At 62.8% G+C, this 17,532-nt stretch carries 15 protein-coding genes; 10 read left to right on the top strand and 5 right to left on the bottom strand.

Going from position 1 to position 17,532, the window contains the following annotated elements:
- The first annotated feature begins 176 nt into the window (after nucleotides 1-176).
- Both AADA04_RS04130 and AADA04_RS04125 read left to right on the top strand, forming a co-directional pair.
- Complete coding sequence (locus AADA04_RS04130; RefSeq protein ID WP_340691974.1) at nucleotides 177-995, top strand: RNA methyltransferase; 819 nt, start codon at nucleotides 177-179, stop codon at nucleotides 993-995.
- A 48-nt stretch (nucleotides 996-1,043) separates the two neighbouring features.
- Entirely contained in the window at nucleotides 1,044-1,985 is a 942-nt protein-coding gene (locus AADA04_RS04125; protein ID WP_340691973.1) for a hypothetical protein, read from the top strand.
- Between the two features lie 19 nt (nucleotides 1,986-2,004).
- Here the strand turns inward: AADA04_RS04125 and AADA04_RS04120 are convergent, their stop codons facing one another.
- Nucleotides 2,005-2,421, bottom strand: a complete 417-nt coding sequence (locus tag AADA04_RS04120) for a hypothetical protein (RefSeq protein WP_340691972.1) — start codon at nucleotides 2,419-2,421, stop codon at nucleotides 2,005-2,007.
- A 160-nt stretch (nucleotides 2,422-2,581) separates the two neighbouring features.
- On the opposite strand from AADA04_RS04120, the gene AADA04_RS04115 reads away from it, so the two are divergent.
- From AADA04_RS04115 to AADA04_RS04095, 5 genes are all read left to right on the top strand, one after another.
- Complete coding sequence (locus AADA04_RS04115) at nucleotides 2,582-5,407, top strand: phosphoenolpyruvate carboxylase (RefSeq protein WP_340691971.1); 2,826 nt, start codon at nucleotides 2,582-2,584, stop codon at nucleotides 5,405-5,407.
- Between the two features lie 96 nt (nucleotides 5,408-5,503).
- Entirely contained in the window at nucleotides 5,504-5,875 is a 372-nt protein-coding gene (locus AADA04_RS04110; protein WP_340691970.1) for a hypothetical protein, read from the top strand.
- Between the two features lie 193 nt (nucleotides 5,876-6,068).
- Entirely contained in the window at nucleotides 6,069-7,313 is a 1,245-nt protein-coding gene (locus AADA04_RS04105) for an acetyl-CoA C-acetyltransferase (protein WP_340691969.1), read from the top strand.
- 112 nt (nucleotides 7,314-7,425) lie between these two features.
- Nucleotides 7,426-8,313 (top strand): alpha/beta fold hydrolase, encoded by an 888-nt coding sequence (locus AADA04_RS04100; RefSeq protein WP_340691968.1) that lies wholly within the window; start codon nucleotides 7,426-7,428, stop codon nucleotides 8,311-8,313.
- A gap of 79 nt (nucleotides 8,314-8,392) precedes the next feature.
- Nucleotides 8,393-10,009 carry an AMP-binding protein gene (locus AADA04_RS04095; RefSeq protein WP_340691967.1) on the top strand — a complete coding sequence of 539 codons (1,617 nt, stop codon included), beginning with the start codon at nucleotides 8,393-8,395 and terminating at the stop codon, nucleotides 10,007-10,009.
- Between the two features lie 13 nt (nucleotides 10,010-10,022).
- Here AADA04_RS04095 and AADA04_RS04090 read toward each other — a convergent pair whose 3' ends face one another.
- The 3 genes from AADA04_RS04090 to AADA04_RS04080 all read right to left on the bottom strand — a co-directional run bounded on the left by AADA04_RS04090 (nucleotide 10,023) and on the right by AADA04_RS04080 (nucleotide 13,973).
- Nucleotides 10,023-11,312 (bottom strand): aminotransferase class V-fold PLP-dependent enzyme, encoded by a 1,290-nt coding sequence (locus AADA04_RS04090; RefSeq protein ID WP_340691966.1) that lies wholly within the window; start codon nucleotides 11,310-11,312, stop codon nucleotides 10,023-10,025.
- A 116-nt stretch (nucleotides 11,313-11,428) separates the two neighbouring features.
- Complete coding sequence (gene dnaJ / locus AADA04_RS04085) at nucleotides 11,429-12,580, bottom strand: molecular chaperone DnaJ (RefSeq protein WP_340691965.1); 1,152 nt, start codon at nucleotides 12,578-12,580, stop codon at nucleotides 11,429-11,431.
- Nucleotides 12,581-12,674: 94 nt separating this feature from the next.
- Nucleotides 12,675-13,973 (bottom strand): penicillin-binding protein activator, encoded by a 1,299-nt coding sequence (locus tag AADA04_RS04080; RefSeq protein WP_340691964.1) that lies wholly within the window; start codon nucleotides 13,971-13,973, stop codon nucleotides 12,675-12,677.
- On the opposite strand from AADA04_RS04080, the gene rsmI reads away from it, so the two are divergent.
- Both rsmI and AADA04_RS04070 read left to right on the top strand, forming a co-directional pair.
- Nucleotides 13,955-14,890: a 16S rRNA (cytidine(1402)-2'-O)-methyltransferase gene (rsmI, locus tag AADA04_RS04075; protein ID WP_340691963.1), complete on the top strand. Its 936-nt coding sequence runs from the start codon at nucleotides 13,955-13,957 to the stop codon at nucleotides 14,888-14,890. The two genes, AADA04_RS04080 and rsmI, sit on opposite strands and share 19 nt — an antisense overlap.
- Entirely contained in the window at nucleotides 14,883-15,254 is a 372-nt protein-coding gene (locus AADA04_RS04070) for a YraN family protein (protein WP_340691962.1), read from the top strand. Before rsmI ends, AADA04_RS04070 begins: the two co-directional genes overlap by 8 nt.
- Nucleotides 15,255-15,258: 4 nt before the next feature.
- On the opposite strand, the gene AADA04_RS04065 is transcribed toward AADA04_RS04070, so the two are convergent.
- On the bottom strand, nucleotides 15,259-15,645 hold the full coding sequence (locus AADA04_RS04065) for a hypothetical protein (protein WP_340691961.1): 387 nt from the start codon (nucleotides 15,643-15,645) through the stop codon (nucleotides 15,259-15,261).
- A gap of 236 nt (nucleotides 15,646-15,881) precedes the next feature.
- Here AADA04_RS04065 and AADA04_RS04060 point away from each other — a divergent pair.
- The coding region (locus tag AADA04_RS04060) for a transglycosylase domain-containing protein (RefSeq protein WP_340691960.1) at nucleotides 15,882-17,532 on the top strand (1,651 nt) is incomplete at its 3' end.

Raw genomic sequence — 17,532 nt, 5'->3', positions numbered from 1 at the left:
AACCTGTGTACGCTATGCGGGCAGATTTACAGTCTGCTGCCTTTAACCACTCGGCCACCCCTCCAAGGGCTGCCTGCGACTTACGATAATTGACGCCGTCGCCCCGAACCGCCTAAAGGGCACGGCAATCCGTGACCTCCACCGCTTCGGGAGACGGCCTTATAGGGACGAAAGAAATGGCGCGCAACCATACAAAACGCCGAAATGCACCCGGCCCCGGAGGGCAGGACGGATCGCAACGCCCGCGGCAGGATCGCCCGCGCGAACGCAGTGGCGGCGGTGATGGCGAAGGCTGGCTCTGGGGCACGCATGCCGTTGTAGCGGCGCTGGCAAACCCGTCGCGCACCTGCCACATGCTGCTGGCTACGGAAAATGCCGCCGCGCGGCTCGGACCTGCCCGGATCACGCCGGAAATCATCCTCGGCAAGGATCTCGACAATCGCCTGCCGCCCGGCGCCGTCCACCAGGGACTGGCGCTCAAAGTTGCCCCGCTGAATCCGTCCAGCCTGGAAGACCTGATAGACCGCGACATTTCCCGCATCTGCGTCCTCGACCAGGTCTCCGACCCCCACAATCTCGGCGCCATCTACCGGTCCGCCGCCGCCTTCGGTTTCAACGGAATTGTCCTGCAAACCCGGCATGCACCGCCGATCACCGGCGTGGTCGCCAAAGCGGCCGTGGGCGCGATTGAAACCGTGGCCGAAGCCCGTGTTGTCAACATTGCCCGCGCGCTCGAACAGCTCGCTGACGCGGGCTATCACACCGTCGGCCTCGACGGCGGAGGCCGGCGTATCCTCGCTGACGCCGTCGCTGGCGCGCCGAAAATCGCCATCGTGATGGGCGCCGAAGGTTCCGGCCTGCGCCCCGCCGTCGCCAAGGCCTGCGCTGAGCTGGCCCGCATCCCGATGACCGAGGTCATGGAAAGCCTCAATGTGTCCAATGCTGCCGCAATTGCGTTCTACGAAGCCAGCCGGGAAGGTTTCCCACCGCGCTGAAGCTCTGCTAGGGTTAATGCGAGGAATCGTCAGACGGGAGCCCCTGCGATGCTAAGATTTATCTCCATTCTTCTCGTTCTGGCAGGCTTGGCAGTTGCCGGCATCGGCGGCGCCGCCCTGCTCGAAGAATACCGTCCCCATGAGACCATGGCCATGGAATCCATGCCTGAGGCCGTAGAGGCCATGCCCGCGCCCGAAGCCGCAATGGAGATACCGCCAGAGCCTGCCGCGATGGAGGCGCCGACTGAAGCTCAAATGGCGCCTGCGGCCCCCGGCGCCCGTTCCTCGGGTCCGACAACGCGCTCCCTCTCGTCCGGTTCTAGCGCAGACGACACTGCCTCCGTCGCCTCTGCAGGCGACGCGCTCGACACTGCTGAGACCTTCTCCGTCGAGGCCGCTGGCGAATTTGACGCCCTTTCGGACGCCCTTGCCGAAACAGCAGGCGTAGCTGCCGCTGAACCGAGACGCTCGCATGCCGAAGTATTCATGGAGTCCCTGCAAACGGTTCCTGTCGCACACGAGACGCCGAAATCGGCCGAATACAAGCGTGCCTTCGACGTCACGCTCGCCATTGATGCGACCGGCGATGACACCGCGGTCGACGCTCTGCCCGGACGCGGCAATATCGTGACCGGCGAAGCCCAGGTCTCCGACCGCGTCGAAGCCCGCGTCAGCGGTGCCAATTTCGAAATCGTTCCCATGTCGCCCGGCGTGCAATCGCTATCGCCGTTGACTGAAAATGTCTGGCGCTGGTCGGTCATGCCACTGTCGGCTGGTGATCATGACCTCGTGTTCGAGATATACGCCATCGACCAGGACTCCGTCGTTCCGCTGCGCACGTTCCGTGACACGGTCACGGTCCAAGTCTCCGGCATCAACCGCGCCATTGCTTTTGCCGATCAGGCCAATCCGCTGTTCGTTTTGCTGGGTGGGCTCGGGTCTGCCATTGCAGGCCTTCTGGGCGCAGTGAAATTCTTCGGGCGGCGCTAAGGCAGCATCCCCGCCCCGTTCAGCAATTCCCGCTCAGGCATTGCTGCAGGTCTGTCGCACAGGCGCGAGCCTGCCGCTCCTGCGCATCCGTCCTGTCATCTCGCACCCGCACGACCGCCGGCTTGCCTTCCCGGCCCAAGACGACTGTGTAGAGCCCGCCAATGCTGCGCGCCTTCAGGCAGGCGACAGCCGCATGATGGCATTCATCATCAGACCTGATGTGACAGACGGGCGGCGGGGAAATCACATTGTGGCTGGGCGCCGACCCATGCGTGGTGACCGATACAGGCGCTGGTTCGACGACGGACGCTGCCTGCTTGCCGGGACCCAGCACCTGCTCCATGGCGCTGGCAGCAGGTTGCGCCGAGGCTGGAGACATCACCACGGCGACACTGACCGCCATCGCCATGAGCGTCGCTATCGCATCAATCTGCATCTACACATGCCCCTCTGCCGGCCCGCTCTTGATACGACATATCAGTGGCATATGCCACATATGCCGGGTAAGCAGACGGTGAAACCAGCAGTCCGTCTTGCCCATATGCAGGCCTCGTCTGCTTTGACTTCGCAATCAAAGGCGTCTTGGTGGTGAACAGATGACTAATGCCAACCCAACCCCGCTGACACTCGCTGCCGTGCAGGACTTCCTGCGGGCGCAATCGACACGCATTGCCGTCGATCCGATGACCAATTCGGTCTTCGCACTGGCCCAGTCCCTGTTCCAGGATGTTGAGGCCGGCAAGGCCAGCGTCGCCGAGCTGGCAAAATTTGCGGGCGACCTTCACCTCACCATGATCGAGGAACGCGCAGACCGTTTCCGCGAACAACATTATGACGCCGCCCCCAAGGCAGGCTGGTCGCTGGTCCGCGCCGCGCTCGACGCGCTCGCCCGCAAGGGACTGGATGCCTTCAGGACCGGCATTGAACAAAATACCGGCGGCATCGTCTTTACCGCCCACCCGACTTTCGCGCTCTCACGTGCGCTCCGGCAGGCATTCACCGCGCACGTTACCCGTCCCAACAAATCCAGCCGTGCCACACTTCTCAAACATATCCGCGAGGATGGCCGCCCGTGGACCAAGTCGATCAATCTGGTTGGCGAGCATGACGAGGTCCAGGACGCGCTGCTGAATGCGGCGGGCGCGCAACAGGCCTATGCCGCGCTGGTTCTGGACGTGGCCCGCAAGGCCTTTCCCGATGACTGGCGTGGCCTGCGGCCTTACCTGCCGACGCTAGCCAGCTGGGTCGGCTACGACCTTGACGGGCGCACCGACATTCACTGGTCCCAGTCCCTGACCTTCCGCCTGCGCGAGAAAGCCGCCCAGCTCGGCCGCTATGCTGACCGGCTGGAAGCCATGTCCGGCGCCAGCAAGATCGCCGTACTTGCTCGCCTGACCGTGCGCCTGCGCGGCGCGGCCGGGGACGCAGAATCCGACGCGGCGCGCTTCGCCGAGGACCTGACCGACCCCGAAAAACTGGTCGAGGCCGCCAACGCCCTGACGTCTCACAGCAAGCGCATGGTCCTCGACGCGACCGAGATCACCACCGTTCTCGACGACGCCATCCCTACGGTTGATGACAGCCTGGCGGCCGAGTTGATCGCCTTCCGCGCTGAAGTGGAGTCGCTGCAGCTTGGCACCGCGCGCATCCACCTCCGGGTCAATGCTGCCCAGGTACGAACCGTTATCAATCGCGACCTCGGTCTTGAAACCGAAGACCGCGAACTGGGCCGCCTGGCGCTTGCCCAGCTGTCCCAGAAAGCGCGCCAGTCCAAACCGGTCCAGGTCAATTTCGCCGATCTCTTCCTCGAACAATCGACAGCCCGGCGCCAGTTCATGATGTGCGCGCAAATCCTCAAGCATATCGATTCCGGCTCGGTCATCCGTTTCCTCATCGCCGAGAGCGAGAACCCCGCCACCGTGATGGGCGCGCTCTATCTCGCCCGCCAATATGGCGTCGCCGAGAAGCTCGACATCTCGCCCCTGTTCGAAACGCCTGAAGCCCTCGAGACAGGTGGCCGCTTCATCGAACGCCTGCTCGAAGAGCCTGAATTCCTGCGTTACATTAAAGAGCGCGGCTACCTCTCGATCCAGCTCGGATTCTCGGACGCCGGCCGCTTCATCGGCCAGGTCGCTGCCGACATGGCAATCGAGCGCATCCACAATCTCATCGCCCGGGCCCTCGCTGCAAAGACCGACGATGTGGCCCTGCTGATCTTCAATACACACGGCGAGTCCATGGGCCGCGGCGCGTGGCCGGGCAGTTTCGGCCAGCGCTTCGACCATGTCCTGACGCCGTGGACCCGAAATGGCGCCCGCACGCGCAACCTGCGCCTCATGCATGAAGTCAGTTTCCAGGGCGGCGACGGCTTCCTTCATTTCGCCAGCCTTCCAATCGCCGAGACAACCTATGCCGCGTGGTGCCACCGGGCCCTGTCCGACCCGCCGGACACGTCGAAAGACCCCTTTTATACGCGCACAGACCTTGTCTGGGATTTCTATCGTGCGCTGCGCGCATGGCACGAGCGCCTGTTCGTCAATCCCGACTATGGCCGCCTGCTGGGCGACTTTTCGGCCGGCCTCGTGGTCAAGGCCGGCTCGCGCCAGAAGCGCCGCACCGGCGGCCCGACTGGCCCCCGCGCCCTGCGCGCCATCTCGCATAACGCAACGCTGCAACAGCTCGGCATCCCCGCCAATACGGCGTCCGGCATCGGCTCGTCCCTGCAGCGCGAGAATGACCGCCTCGTTGAATTGATCAATGCCAGCCCCCGCATGCACGGCCTGATCCTGCTCGCGCTCAGGGCCCGCGTGGTCACCAGCCTGCCTGCCCTGCGGGCCTATGCGAACGTGTTCGACCCGAGCGTCTGGATTGCCCATGCGCGCCTGGCCGAGCCTGACAAGGCCGCCGCCTATCGCAGCGTCTATTATGGCCTGCGCGATGATGAGACCGCCGTCTCGATCAACCGGATCGCCAATTTCCTGTCGATCGACCTTGGCCGCTTTGACCGCCTGCTCGCCCGGCTCGATGATGCGCCCTCGGCCGAAGAGCGTCACGAAGGCCGGCTTGACCTGCACGCCCTGCACGCCATCCGTCAGGCCCTGATGATGCGCGCCTTCACCCTGGTCGGTCGGCTGCCACGCATTTCACAGCGTCATGACACCGACGCGCGCGATCTCCTGCGCATGGTACTCGACATGCGTATCGCCGAAACCGTCGCTCTGCTTGTCGAAATCTTCCCCCGCGCAAGCGACGAGGAGACGCCATTCAAGGCGCTCACCGAATCCGGCAGCGAGACCAAATCCGCTGCCAGCTACGGTTATGACAATATCCACCGCGATATTATCGGACCGCTGGATGAGATCGACCGCGCCCTGCATGGCATCAGCCTGGCGATTACGCACCCGTATGGAGCCTTCGGCTAAGCCGCTTTCTTAAACTCCTGTCATTGTCAGGCGCTTCGCGACGGACACGGCTCCAGTTGTCGTTGAACGACTGTCGATCAACCCTGGAGAGCCACCATGAAAACGTCATTGACCCTGAAAGCCGCAAGCCTGTCCCTGCTTGCCATCGGCCTTGCCGGAGCCGCCTCTGCCGGAGAATGGCGGCTTGATCCGCGCCGGTGCCCGGATCTTGTCGAAGACCGGCTCGACCAGCGCGTCACCACATCCCGAGCCGACGCGAGGGAAGACCTGCGAGACATGCGGCAGGTAAGCTGCCCGGCCTCAGCCTGGACCTATGTTCCAGCCAAAGGCGAGAAATTCGTCGATGGCCCGCGTGTCTATACCGGCCCGTCGAAAGTCTACGCCGGTCGCGGCGGCTATTACCAGTTCGTTTCGCCCCATACGGGTCACGCCAACAAGCCGGCATTGATCAAGGTCATCGTCCGCTAAGATCGCGACTTAGGCGCGCCGATCGTTTGCCTGCGAGCGGTGCGACGGCCGCCATCACCTGCCTGCTCAATCCCCTAGGTTGCCGCGCGGTGATTTGGTCGCATATCCCAACGTCATCCCTTCCTATGACGCTTACGTGCGCGTAAACCTCGGAAACACCATTCAACAGTGATGCGAACCGGGAGAAACCCTAATGGCTGAAGCCTATATCATTGACGCCTGCCGCACGCCGCGCGGCATCGGCAAAGTTGGAAAGGGCGCCCTCGCCCATATCCACCCCCAGCAACTGGCAGCCACCGTCCTGAAGGCGCTGGCCGAACGTAACAAGCTCGACACCGCCACGGTCGACGACATTATCTGGGGCACCAGCAGCCAGCGCGGCGCACAGGGCGCTGACCTTGGCCGCATGGCTGCACTCGATGCGGGCTATGATATCAAGGCCTCGGGCGTCACGCTCGACCGCTTCTGCGGCTCGGGCATCACGTCCGTCGCACTCGCCGCAGCCCAGGTCATGTCCGGCATGGAAGACTGCGTCATCGCCGGCGGCACGGAAATGATGAGCTACACAGCCTCCACCGCCGACCCGAAAACACCGCCCGTCATGGACGTTGGCAACACACGCCTGCGCGCCAGCCACCCGCAGACCCAGCAGGGCATCTGCGCTGATGCGATCGCCACGCTGGAAGGCATCGACCGCGAAGCCGTCGACCGCCTTGCCTTTACCAGCCAGCAGCGCGCCGCTGTGGCCATCAAAGAGGGCCGTTTCGACAAATCCCTCGTGCCTGTTTACAATGAAGACGGCACGCTTGCCCTCGACCATGAAGAATTCCCGCGTCCGGGCACAACCATGGAAACACTGGCTGGCCTTCGCACCGTGTTCCCGGCCTACATGGACATCCCCGTGGATGACAAAGGCAACACGTACGGCAACCTGCTCACCAAGAAATACCCAGAGCTCGAAGGCAAGGTGAACCATGTCCACCATGCCGGGAACTCATCGGGTGTTGTCGATGGTGCCGCCGCCATCCTGCTCACTTCGAAAGAGTATGCCGACAAGCATGGCCTCAAACCGCGCGGTCGTATCGTTGCCACGGCAAACATGGGCGACTGCCCGACGCTGATGCTCAACGCACCGGTTCCGGCGGCGAAGAAAGTCCTCGAAAAAGCCGGCCTGACCAAGGACGATATCGACGTCTACGAAATCAACGAAGCCTTCTCGGTTGTCGCTGAAAAGTTCATCCGCGATCTCGATCTTGACCGTGAAAAGGTCAACATCAATGGCGGCGCCATGGCCCTCGGCCACCCGATTGGCGCCACTGGTTCGATCCTGATCGGCACCGCGCTGGACGAACTTGAGCGTTCCGGCGGCCGCTATGCCCTGATCACCATGTGCGCCGCTGGCGGCATGGCCCCGGCCATCATCATCGAACGTATCTAGTCACGCGGCGACAGCCCGACAATCAGCCCGCTCCCGGCATCCGGGGGCGGGCTTTTTCATGGCACCGCTGCGTGTCCCGCCCTAGAGTGTTGAAAAGCCGAAGGGGAAACGCATGAAAGCCGCCATTTTTACCGCCGCATCGCTCAGCACGTTGATGCTGCTCACAGCCTGCGCGACCACGCCCGAGATCGCGGTTCATCCCATAGTGGTCGACGCCGACTTCCCGCCGTCCCTCGTAGAACTGAATTTCGAAAGCCGCGGCGACCGCCTCAACGGCCACGCCTACCTTGCCGAGGGCGAAGGCCCGCACCCGACCGTGGTCCTGCTGCATGGCTTCCCGGGCAATGAACGCAATCTCGACCTCGCGCAGGACCTGCGCAGTGACGGATTCAACGTCATCTTCTTCCACTATCGCGGCGCCTGGGGCAGCGAGGGCACTTACAGCTTCACTCACGTTATCGAAGACGTCGCCTCCGCCACCGACATGCTCCGCGCCGATACTGAAACCTATCGCACTGACCCGGACAAGCTGATCCTCATCGGCCATTCCATGGGCGGCTTCGCGGCGCTCGAGGCAGCCGCCCAAGATGACAGGATCGCCTGCGTCGCCGGCCTCGCGCCAGCGAACCTCGGCGTCATCGCAGACGCATTCGAAGCTGATCCCAAAGCAGCCGAGGGCTTTGTCGCCTATAGCGACACGATGCAGATGCTGTCAGGCTTGACCGGCGACAAAGCCCTGCAGGAGATCATGGCCAACCGCGAAGCCTTCGATACACGGCTGCTGGCGTCGGAACTTGTCGGAAAATCAGTGCTCGTGATCGGCGGCGACAAGGACACGTCCGTTCCACCGGACACCATCATTGCCCCGCTGGTCGCCGCCTATGAGGCCGAACCCGGCATCGACCTGACAGCCAAAATTCTGTCAGGCGATCATTCCTTCTCCTGGTCACGTCAGGAACTGATCGAGACGGTGCTGGACTGGGCCGACGGCTGCCGCTGAAACGCGGCAACTGGCCAAGCCCCCGCAATGAAACTAGCGTCTGTTTCAAACAGAACAAAACCTGACAATGGAGGGCCGGATGTACAAAGTCGATCTCACGGAATCCTATTTCCCGGCACAGGGCGGCTCCGAACCCGAACCGCTTACAATCGGCGCAATGCTGCGTGCCTCAACCGCAAGCGCACCCGATTTCCCGGCCCTCAAAGCCCTCGACTATGACGGAACAATCCTGCGCACCTGGACCTATTCCCAATTGCTGGACGACAGCGAACGCCTCGCCCGCGCTCTCGCCAGCCGGCACGCTGAGGGCTCCCGGATCGCCGTCTACGCCAATAACGTGCCGGAATGGATCCTGCTCGAACTCGCGTGCGGCCTCGCGGGCGTCACACTCGTCACGGTCAATCCGGCCTATCAGAAACGCGAACTCAAATTCGTTCTCGAACAGTCCCGCGCCGAAGCGATCTATTACGTGAAGGATTTTCGCGGAAACCCGATGCAGGCCATCGCCGACGCCGTCTGCGACGAGATCCCGGCGATCCGTCACCGGATCCTGCTCACCGACCACGACGCGCTGTTTGCGGGCGAAGCCGAACGTATCCTGCGCGATCCGAAGCCTTCCGATCCGGTGCAGATCCAGTACACGTCCGGCACGACCGGCTTTCCCAAGGGCGCGCTGCTGCATCATAACGGCCTCGTGCGGAACGGCGTCGATGCGATGACAAGGGCCGGCATGACTGCGGGCAAGTCCTTCGTCCACAACATGCCACTCTTCCACACGACAGGCTGCGCGATTCTCGTGCTCGGCGGCCTGGGCGTGGGGGCAACCATGCTGCTGGCGCCCATGTTCGATCCGGAAGTGATCGTGAAACTGATTGAACGGGAAAAGACCGACTTCATTCTCGGTGTGCCGACCATGCTCGTGGCCCTGATCGACGAAGTGCAGAAATCGGGACGCGACGTCTCGTCAATCTCGCGCATCATGTCCGGCGGCGCAATGGTGGCGCCGGAACTGTGCAAGCAGGCGCGCGCCGTTCTGGGGGCGCCCATCCAGATCGTCTACGGGCAAACCGAAACATCGCCCGTCATCACACAGGCCTGGTTCGAGAATTCGCTTGAAGACCTGACACAAACGATCGGCCAACCCGCCGCACATGTCGAAGTCTCGATCCGGCACCCGCAAACCAACACCGTGGTTCCGGTCGGCGAACAGGGTGAAATCTGCTGTCGCGGTTATCTCGTGATGACCGGATACAATGACAATCAGGAAGCAACCGCCGCCGCCATTGATTCCGCGGGCTGGCTCCATACCGGTGATCTCGGACGCATGGACACGCGCGGCTATGTCAGGATCACTGGCCGTGTGAAGGAAATGATCATTCGCGGTGGCGAAAACATCTTCCCGGTGGAAATCGAGAACGCCATGCTGGAACATGTCGTCGTTGCCGAAGTGGCCGTGGTGGGCATCCCGGACGCGAAATGGGGCGAGCAGGTCGCCTGTTTCCTGCGCAGCAAGAGCCAGACGAAAGTCAGCGGCGCAGACCTGAAAGCTTTCATTCGCGAGCGCCTGTCTCCCCAGAAAACACCGGCCTACTGGATCTGGGTCGAGGAATGGCCCCTGACGGGATCAGGCAAGATCCAGAAATTCAAACTGCGCGAAGCCTATGAGGCGGGCGATTTCGAGGAAAAGCTGGTCTGAACAAACCAGCGCATCAGTCCTTCTGAACAATCGTGCGCAACGCTTCTGCGAGGCGATCGGCATGCCCGGGCGTATTGTAGAGCGCCGGCGTGATGCGCACGCAGCAGCCGGCCGCAACACCGTCCCGGAGCACCGAGAAGATGCCGAATTCGGCCAGCAAGCGCTCCGCAAGCGCCTTGTTGTCCTCGGCGCTGGTCTTGCCCGCGACCCGGAACGACGTGATCCCGGCATGCATCCGGGGATCGTCCGGGGTGAGTATCTCGATCCGCTCAAGCGGCCGAACCTGGTCGACCCAGGCGTTGCGCAGGTGGGCCAGACGCGCCGCCTTGTTTGCCGGCCCAACCTGGTCATGGAAGTCGAGCGCATCGGGAAGGCTCATCACGGCGGCAAAATTCATCGTGCCCGTATGCACCCGGCCGCCGGTGCCATCGCGCTCCCACGACTCGGCAGACATGTCCGGCGAAACCGCCTTGAGCCTGTCGCCCTTGATATACATGACGCCCACGCCGATCGGCGCTCCGATCCATTTGTGCAGGTTGAAGCCGACGAAATCGGCGCCGATCGCCGTAACGTCAAAGTCCATCTGCCCCCAGGAATGAGCCGCATCCACGATCACGTCGACTCCCCGCAGGCGCGCCGCCGCGACGATCTCCGGCACCGGGATAACCAGTCCCGTCCGGTGGCTGACATGGGTCAGCAATAGAAGGCGGACATCCGGGTTCGCCACCATCGCCGCGTCATAGAAGGCGATCAGGGCATCATGGGTGACGGGTTCAGGAACGGAGAGGCGCACCAGCCGCCCGCCAGACTGCGCCGCTTTCCAGCCCATCGCATTCTGGATCGACCCATAGTCGAGATCGGCGATCATGACGCCATCGCCGGGCTGCAGCCGGTTATAACCTGTGATCAGTGCCTTCAGCGCCTCGGTCGCACCGCGTGTGATGGCGATCTCATCCGCATCGGCGCCCAGGACATCTGCCAGACGTTCATGAATCGGGCGATAGATGTCGGCATATTCACGCCGAGCGAAATAGGAGTTGCGACGGTTTACCGTCCCGGTATGGACCTGGTAGCGCTGAAGCACAGGACGCGCCATCAGGCCCCAGTTCCCGTTCTCGAGATTAATGACGCCGTCCATCACGTCATATGCCGCGGCGACCTCGCGCCAGTAGGCTTCGTCGGAAGCTGTGTGCAGGGCGCCATCACTCTGGAAGGGCGCCATCGGAACCGCCTCATTGCTCGCGCATGCGGTCGCGGCAAAGCCCGCGCTGCCTGCCAGAACGGTACGTCTCGAAATTATCATGTTGTCTTCCCGCCAGAATGCCAGTCAGGCGGGAATCGAACGCTCCGCCATCGGCATCATAAGCGCTGGCCTATGACAGAAATTATCGCGAGGGACTAAAAAGTGGCGCCTGAAGCCTAGTTCGCCCGCTTTTCGTCCTCATGGCCGCTCCAGAATCGTTTGATGCGGCCCAGGAAGCCTTCGCTTTCCGGGTGGCAGTCGGCACCAGAGCAGTCGCAGAATTCGCGCAGGATGTCCTTCTGGCGCGCAGACAGGTTCTGCGGCGTCTCGACGAACATTTCGACATAGAGGTCTCCGGTCTGGCCGGACGAGCGCACGCTTGGCATGCCCTTGCCGCGCAGGCGCAGCTTGCGGCCCGTCTGGGCGCCTTCCGGAATGGCAACCTTGGCGCGGCCACCGTCGATCGTCGGAATTTCGATTTCCCCACCAAGGGCCGCTGTCGCCATGGGCACGGGCGCACGGCAATAGAGGTTCGGTCCGTCGCGTTCGAAGATATCGTGCTCCACGACATCGACGAAGATGTAGAGGTCACCCTTGGCGCCACCTGCCGTGCCGCTTTCGCCTTCACCTGACAGGCGGATGCGCATGCCGCTCTCGACGCCTGCCGGAATTTTCACCGACAGCTTGCGTTCTTCGCGGACCTGGCCGGCACCGCCGCATTCCTTGCAGGGCTTGCGGATGACCTTGCCCTTGCCCGAACAGCGCGGGCAGGTGCGCTCCATGGTGAAAAAGCCCTGCTGGGCGCGCACGCGGCCGTGGCCGTCGCACATGTCACATTTCTCGGGCGTGCTGCCCTGCGCGGCTCCGCTGCCTGAGCAGGGCTCGCACGGCACGGCCTGGGGCACGTGAATGGTTTCATCCTTGCCGAAATAGGCTTCGGCCAGCGTGATCTCGAGATCGTAGCGCAGGTCTGATCCGCGCTGCGGGCCACCCCGGCGGCGACCGCCAAAGCCGCCTGCGCCGAAGACCTGGCTGAACAGGTCCTGGAAAATGTCTTCCGGATTGACGCCAGCGCCGAATGGGCTGCCACCGCCGCCGCCATTTTCGAATGCCGCATGGCCGTAGCGATCATAGGCGGCGCGCTTGTCAGCGTCGCACAAAACAGCATAGGCCTCGCCAACTTCCTTGAACTGTTCTTCGGCCTCACCGTTTCCGGCGTTCTGGTCCGGATGGTACTTCATGGCGAGCTTGCGATAGGCCGATTTCAGCTGCTTGTCGTCTGCATCGCGAGCGACACCGAGCACTTCATAATAGTCGCGTTTGCTCATGATTTATTGCCGTCTTCCCGATTTCCCTGATGTGCGCAGTCATGTGGGGCGAACTGCCCCTGCCTGCAAGGGATAGCTGCAGAAAGCACGGTGCTCAGCTAGGGCCGGGACCAAAGGCAGAGATGCCTTTTTCCACGACAGATACGCCGGAAGACTGGATCTGCATCACGGCAAGGCCGCGTTGCGATGTGCCGTCAATCCGGAACCGGAACAGGCCATTGACGCCCATGAACCCATCGGGATCGGTAACGCCATTGTACCGCATATTGTCGTCCGCTGCGAGCCGCACCGAAAGCGCAGCCGCGTCATAGGCCACCCCGGCCAGGTCCGTTGGGTTGCGGCCATAGATGCGATTATAAGTTTGCTTGAATCCGGCAAGGTTTGCCGGGTCTGGCGCAGCATAGACCCCGCCTGCCAGGGTCGGTTCGCGCCAGATGCTGGAATCGTCCCACAGGCTGGTGCCCATCAGCATGACCTGACGCATGTCGACCCCATTATAGGGCAGCAAAGGCGCCACCGAGAGCAGCTTCACGCCACGCTCGGGGATCATCACGGCCACCTTGCCGCGCGCAATTTCGCCTTGCAGAACAGTGGCAATCTGGCGCGACTCCGCTGCCGCCCCGGATGCGGGATCATAAAAGGCCGACGCCACGACGACGCCGCCCTGCTGCGAGGCCTGAAAGCGCATCGCTGCCTCGACCTGACGCCCGTATGGCGTGCTCGGCCCAAGGAACACGAATGAGCGAACGCCGCGCGCTCCGGCATATTGCATCACGCGCGCGACTTCCTCTTCTGGCGAAACGGACGCGAGAAATGCCCCACCGCCAGCCGCACTGCGGTCATTCGAAAAAGCAATGATCGGCACCTGTGCATGGCTGGCCATCGGCGTGATCGCCTTCACATTGGCGCCAAACAGCGGCCCGAGGATGATATCAGCCCCCTCTTTCAGGGACTCGTCCACACGCGCCTCGGTGACCGATTGCTTGCCCGCGGTATCCTTCGGCATGATCAGGAAATTGTCCCCGGCATATTCAAACAAGGCCAGCTCAATACCGGCCAGCATGCTCTCGGCCTCGGCACGCACCTGCGCATTCGGGTGCGAAAAGGGCAACAGCACGGCGGCGCGTTTCACGTCGCGGCCTTCCATGAAGGGCGGGATCAGGCCGCCATCGCCACGAACCGGCTTCTGCTGGCCCAGTTCGCCAAGCTGCGTTTCGTCCACTTCGCCGGGCTGCAACACTTCGCCGGTCACCGGGTCAACCCGCGGCTCGCCGGTGCCGATCTGGACTGGCGGGCGGGCGGGCGCTGTGGCACAGGCCGTGGCCAGGAGGAGGGAAGCCAGAACAAGGCTTGGCGCTTTGAGCTTCCTGAGCAATGGTTGAAGCAATGTCATCTCCTGATCCTTCTGAGCCCGAAGCGATTCACGCCTCGGGCGACTCTACGGGCAGCCGCCTTGCCGGGCAACCGGCGCAGACACTTGGCCCGGGGCTTTATGTCGTCTCGACCCCGATCGGCAACCTGCGGGACATCACGCTGCGTGCGCTGGATGTTCTCAAGACCGTCGAGGAAGTTCTGGCAGAAGACACCCGCGTCGCCGGGAAACTGATGTCGGCCTATGGGCTTAAAGTCCGGCTGAGCCCGTACCATGACCACAATGGGGCGGAACGACGGCCTGACCTGATTTCCCGCATGCAGGCGGGCGCGAAAATCGCCCTCATTTCCGATGCCGGTACGCCGCTTGTCTCCGATCCGGGCTGGAAACTTGCCCACGACGCCCTCGAGGCCGGTGTCAAAGTATACCCGATCCCCGGAGCGTCCGCGATGCTCGCCGGGCTCGTTGCCAGCGGCCTGCCGAGCGATCACTTCATGTTTGCCGGCTTCCTGCCGCCGAAAAGCGGCGCCCGCCGTGCTGCCGCGGAGGCGCTGAAAGGCGTGCCGGGCACGCTGATTTTCTACGAAAGCGGTCCGCGCCTTGCCGCGTCGCTCGACGACCTCGCGGCGTCACTCGGTGGCAACCGAAAGGCTGCGGTCGCTCGCGAACTGACCAAAATGTTCGAGGAAACCCGCCGGGGCACGCTCTCAGAGCTCGCGGCCCACTATGCCGAGACCGGCCCGCCGCGCGGCGAGATCGTGCTGCTCGTCGGCCCGCCGCTCGATACCGAAATCACGCAGGCCAACCTCGATGCCGCGCTTCTTGATGCCCTGAAGGACCAGCCGACCAAGGCCGCCGCCAGCGCCGTGGCCGAGGCGCTTGGCCTGCCCAAGCGCGACGTCTACCAGCGCGCCCTGCAATTGAAGGCCAATGGCTGAGGGTGCCCGCCAGCGGGCCGAACGGCGCGGCCGGACAGGCGAAACGCTGGCCGCGCTCTGGCTGCGTTTCAAAGGCTACCGAATTCTCGCAACCCGCTTGCGGACCCCTGTTGGCGAGATCGACCTCATCGCCTCAAAGGGCCGGATCATCGCTTTCGTGGAAGTCAAAGCCCGCGCCCGGCGCGACCACGCGCTTGGCGCCGTCACCCCCGCCGGCTGGCAACGCATCTCCCGCGCCGCCGATTTCTGGATGGCACGTCGCCCGCATTTTGCGGACCATGGCTGGCGTTACGACCTCATCGCCATCCAGCCGTGGCGCGTACCCATTCATGTCCGCGACGCGTGGCGTCCGGGGATGGGGTGACAGCCTATTCCTCTGCAGGCGGTTCCTGCTGGATCGACACCATATAGGCCAGCAGCACTTCGGCGCCCAAGGGGCCGAACACAAAGTCCGGCATCATGTCATGCCCGACATGAAGCCCGGCCTGGAAATCTTCAGACAGTGTTTCCGGGTTATACTGGGCCAGCAGGTAGCGCAGCGGTGGCGGGTCTTCCGGACGGATTTTCGGGTCATTGTCGAGCGCATGACAATTGGAACATTGCGCTTCCGCGATCACGCGCCCGTCTGCAATCGATTGGGCATCTGTCTTGATGGCATCGAATGGGACAACGCTGTCGGCTTCGTTGTCACAGGCGGCAGCTCCCAGGGACAGGATCAGGGCAAAGGCGGCCGGACGAAAGAAAGGTCGAGTCATCGGATAAGGTCCTCCTGAATTGCGCCACACACTTTTCCGCTTGAATGGCGGCGTATGCTTGGCGTTTGACGGAAACATGTCTCACCAAGGATACACAATTTGGCGCGTCTGCGAATATACGCATTAACCCTATAGAGCAGATAGGTTGCTACGGACTCGTAAGTGAACAGCGCCTTCACCCTGCCGTAATCAAATCGCATCTACAAAATCCTCCATGATTCGTTGTACAGGCTGATATGGCTAAATCCGCCCCGCCCAAGCCCGCACCGCGCACCATTAAGGTGCCGCGCGAACCGATTTTCCGGTGGCCAGCGACCGTGCGCGGGTGGCTGATACTGGTTGTATTCGCGATCATTTTGGCGGTCGGCGGGTACGCGCTCTACAAATGGCGGTCGCTCTATTTCGGCATGCCGAAACTGCCGGACACCGCCAAACTCTGGGAAGCCCATCGCGAACCCGCCATGGAATTTGTCGACCGGGACGGCAATACGCTGTCTGTACGCGGCCCCCGCTATGGCCGCTCGACGGACATTTCGACCCTGCCCGCCTATGTGCCCCAGGCCTTCATCGCCGCCGAAGACAAGCGATTTTACGACCATGACGGCGCCGATGATGCCGCGATTGCCCGCGCAGCCCTGTCGAACCTGCGCGCGGGAGAGACGGTTTCTGGCGCATCGACCATCACGCAGCAACTGATCAAAAATCTCGTGCTCGACAATCGCCAGACGCTGAAGCGCAAGGCGCAGGAAATGAAGCTCGCCCGCGAACTGGAAAAGCGGATCAGCAAGGATGAGGTCCTCTCGCTCTACCTGAACCGCGTCTATTTCGGTGCCGGCCTGTACGGCATCGACGCGGCAGCACGCAATTATTTCGGCAAGCCGCCCGAAAAGCTCGAAATCCAGGAAGCGGCCCTGCTCGCCACCCTGCCCAAGGCGCCATCCAAGCTGAACCTGCGCGACAATCTGGCGGGCGCACGGGACCGGCAGCTCTATGTCCTCGCCGAAATGGTCGATCAGGGATTCATCACCAAAGAACAATCCGACACCGCCCGCGCGGCGGAGGTGAAGATCATCGACGCGCCGGTCTATGATACGCAGCTCGGCTATGTGCTCGATGCGTCGGCCGAACGTGTGAAAGCAATGCTGCCGCGCCTGCCGGGCGACCTGGTCGTCACCATATCCATCGACCCGAAACTCCAGGAAAAGATCGAATCCCTGCTCGTCGAACGCATCGCGAAAGACGGCAAGGCACAGGGCGCCAGCCAGGTCGGTGCGCTGGTGATGGCCAAGGATGGCCGGGTGGTCGCAATGGTTGGCGGTGCCGACTATGCGACCTCGGAATTCAATCGGGTGACTCAGGCCAAGCGCCAGCCCGGATCAAGCTTCAAGCCCTTCGTTTACGCGGCGGCGCTGGAAGACGGTTTCTCGCCTTATGACGTGATGATCGATGCCCCCCTGACGATCGAGAAATGGAAGCCCGAGAATTATGGCGGCGGCTATCTCGGACCGATGACGCTCAGCGAGGCCCTGACCCGCTCGACCAACACGATTGCGGCCCAGCTCGGACAGGAGGCGAGCGAGGAACGCGTCATCTCGCTGGCCAAGCGGTTCGGCATGACAAGCCCGATGCAGCCCTTCCCGTCGCTCGCCCTTGGCAGCCAGGAAGTGACCATGTGGGAACTCGTGCGGGCTTATGGCGCGTTCCAGTCAGGTGGCCTGCGTATGGACCCGTACCTCATCGACAAGATCGAGGACTCGCGCGGCATGGTTCTCTACCAGCGCCCCGAATACGAGCGTGAGCGCGTCTATCCCTACCAGCTGGCCGAAGACATGAACGCCATGATGACCCGCGTCGTGAACGCGCCCATCGGCACGGGCGGGCGGGCAC

The sequence above is a fragment of the Hyphomonas sp. genome (assembly GCF_037969335.1).
Lineage (GTDB): Bacteria > Pseudomonadota > Alphaproteobacteria > Caulobacterales > Hyphomonadaceae > Hyphomonas.
The sequence above is the reverse complement of the archived record's forward strand: the minus strand, read 5'-3'. Positions and strand labels throughout refer to the sequence as shown.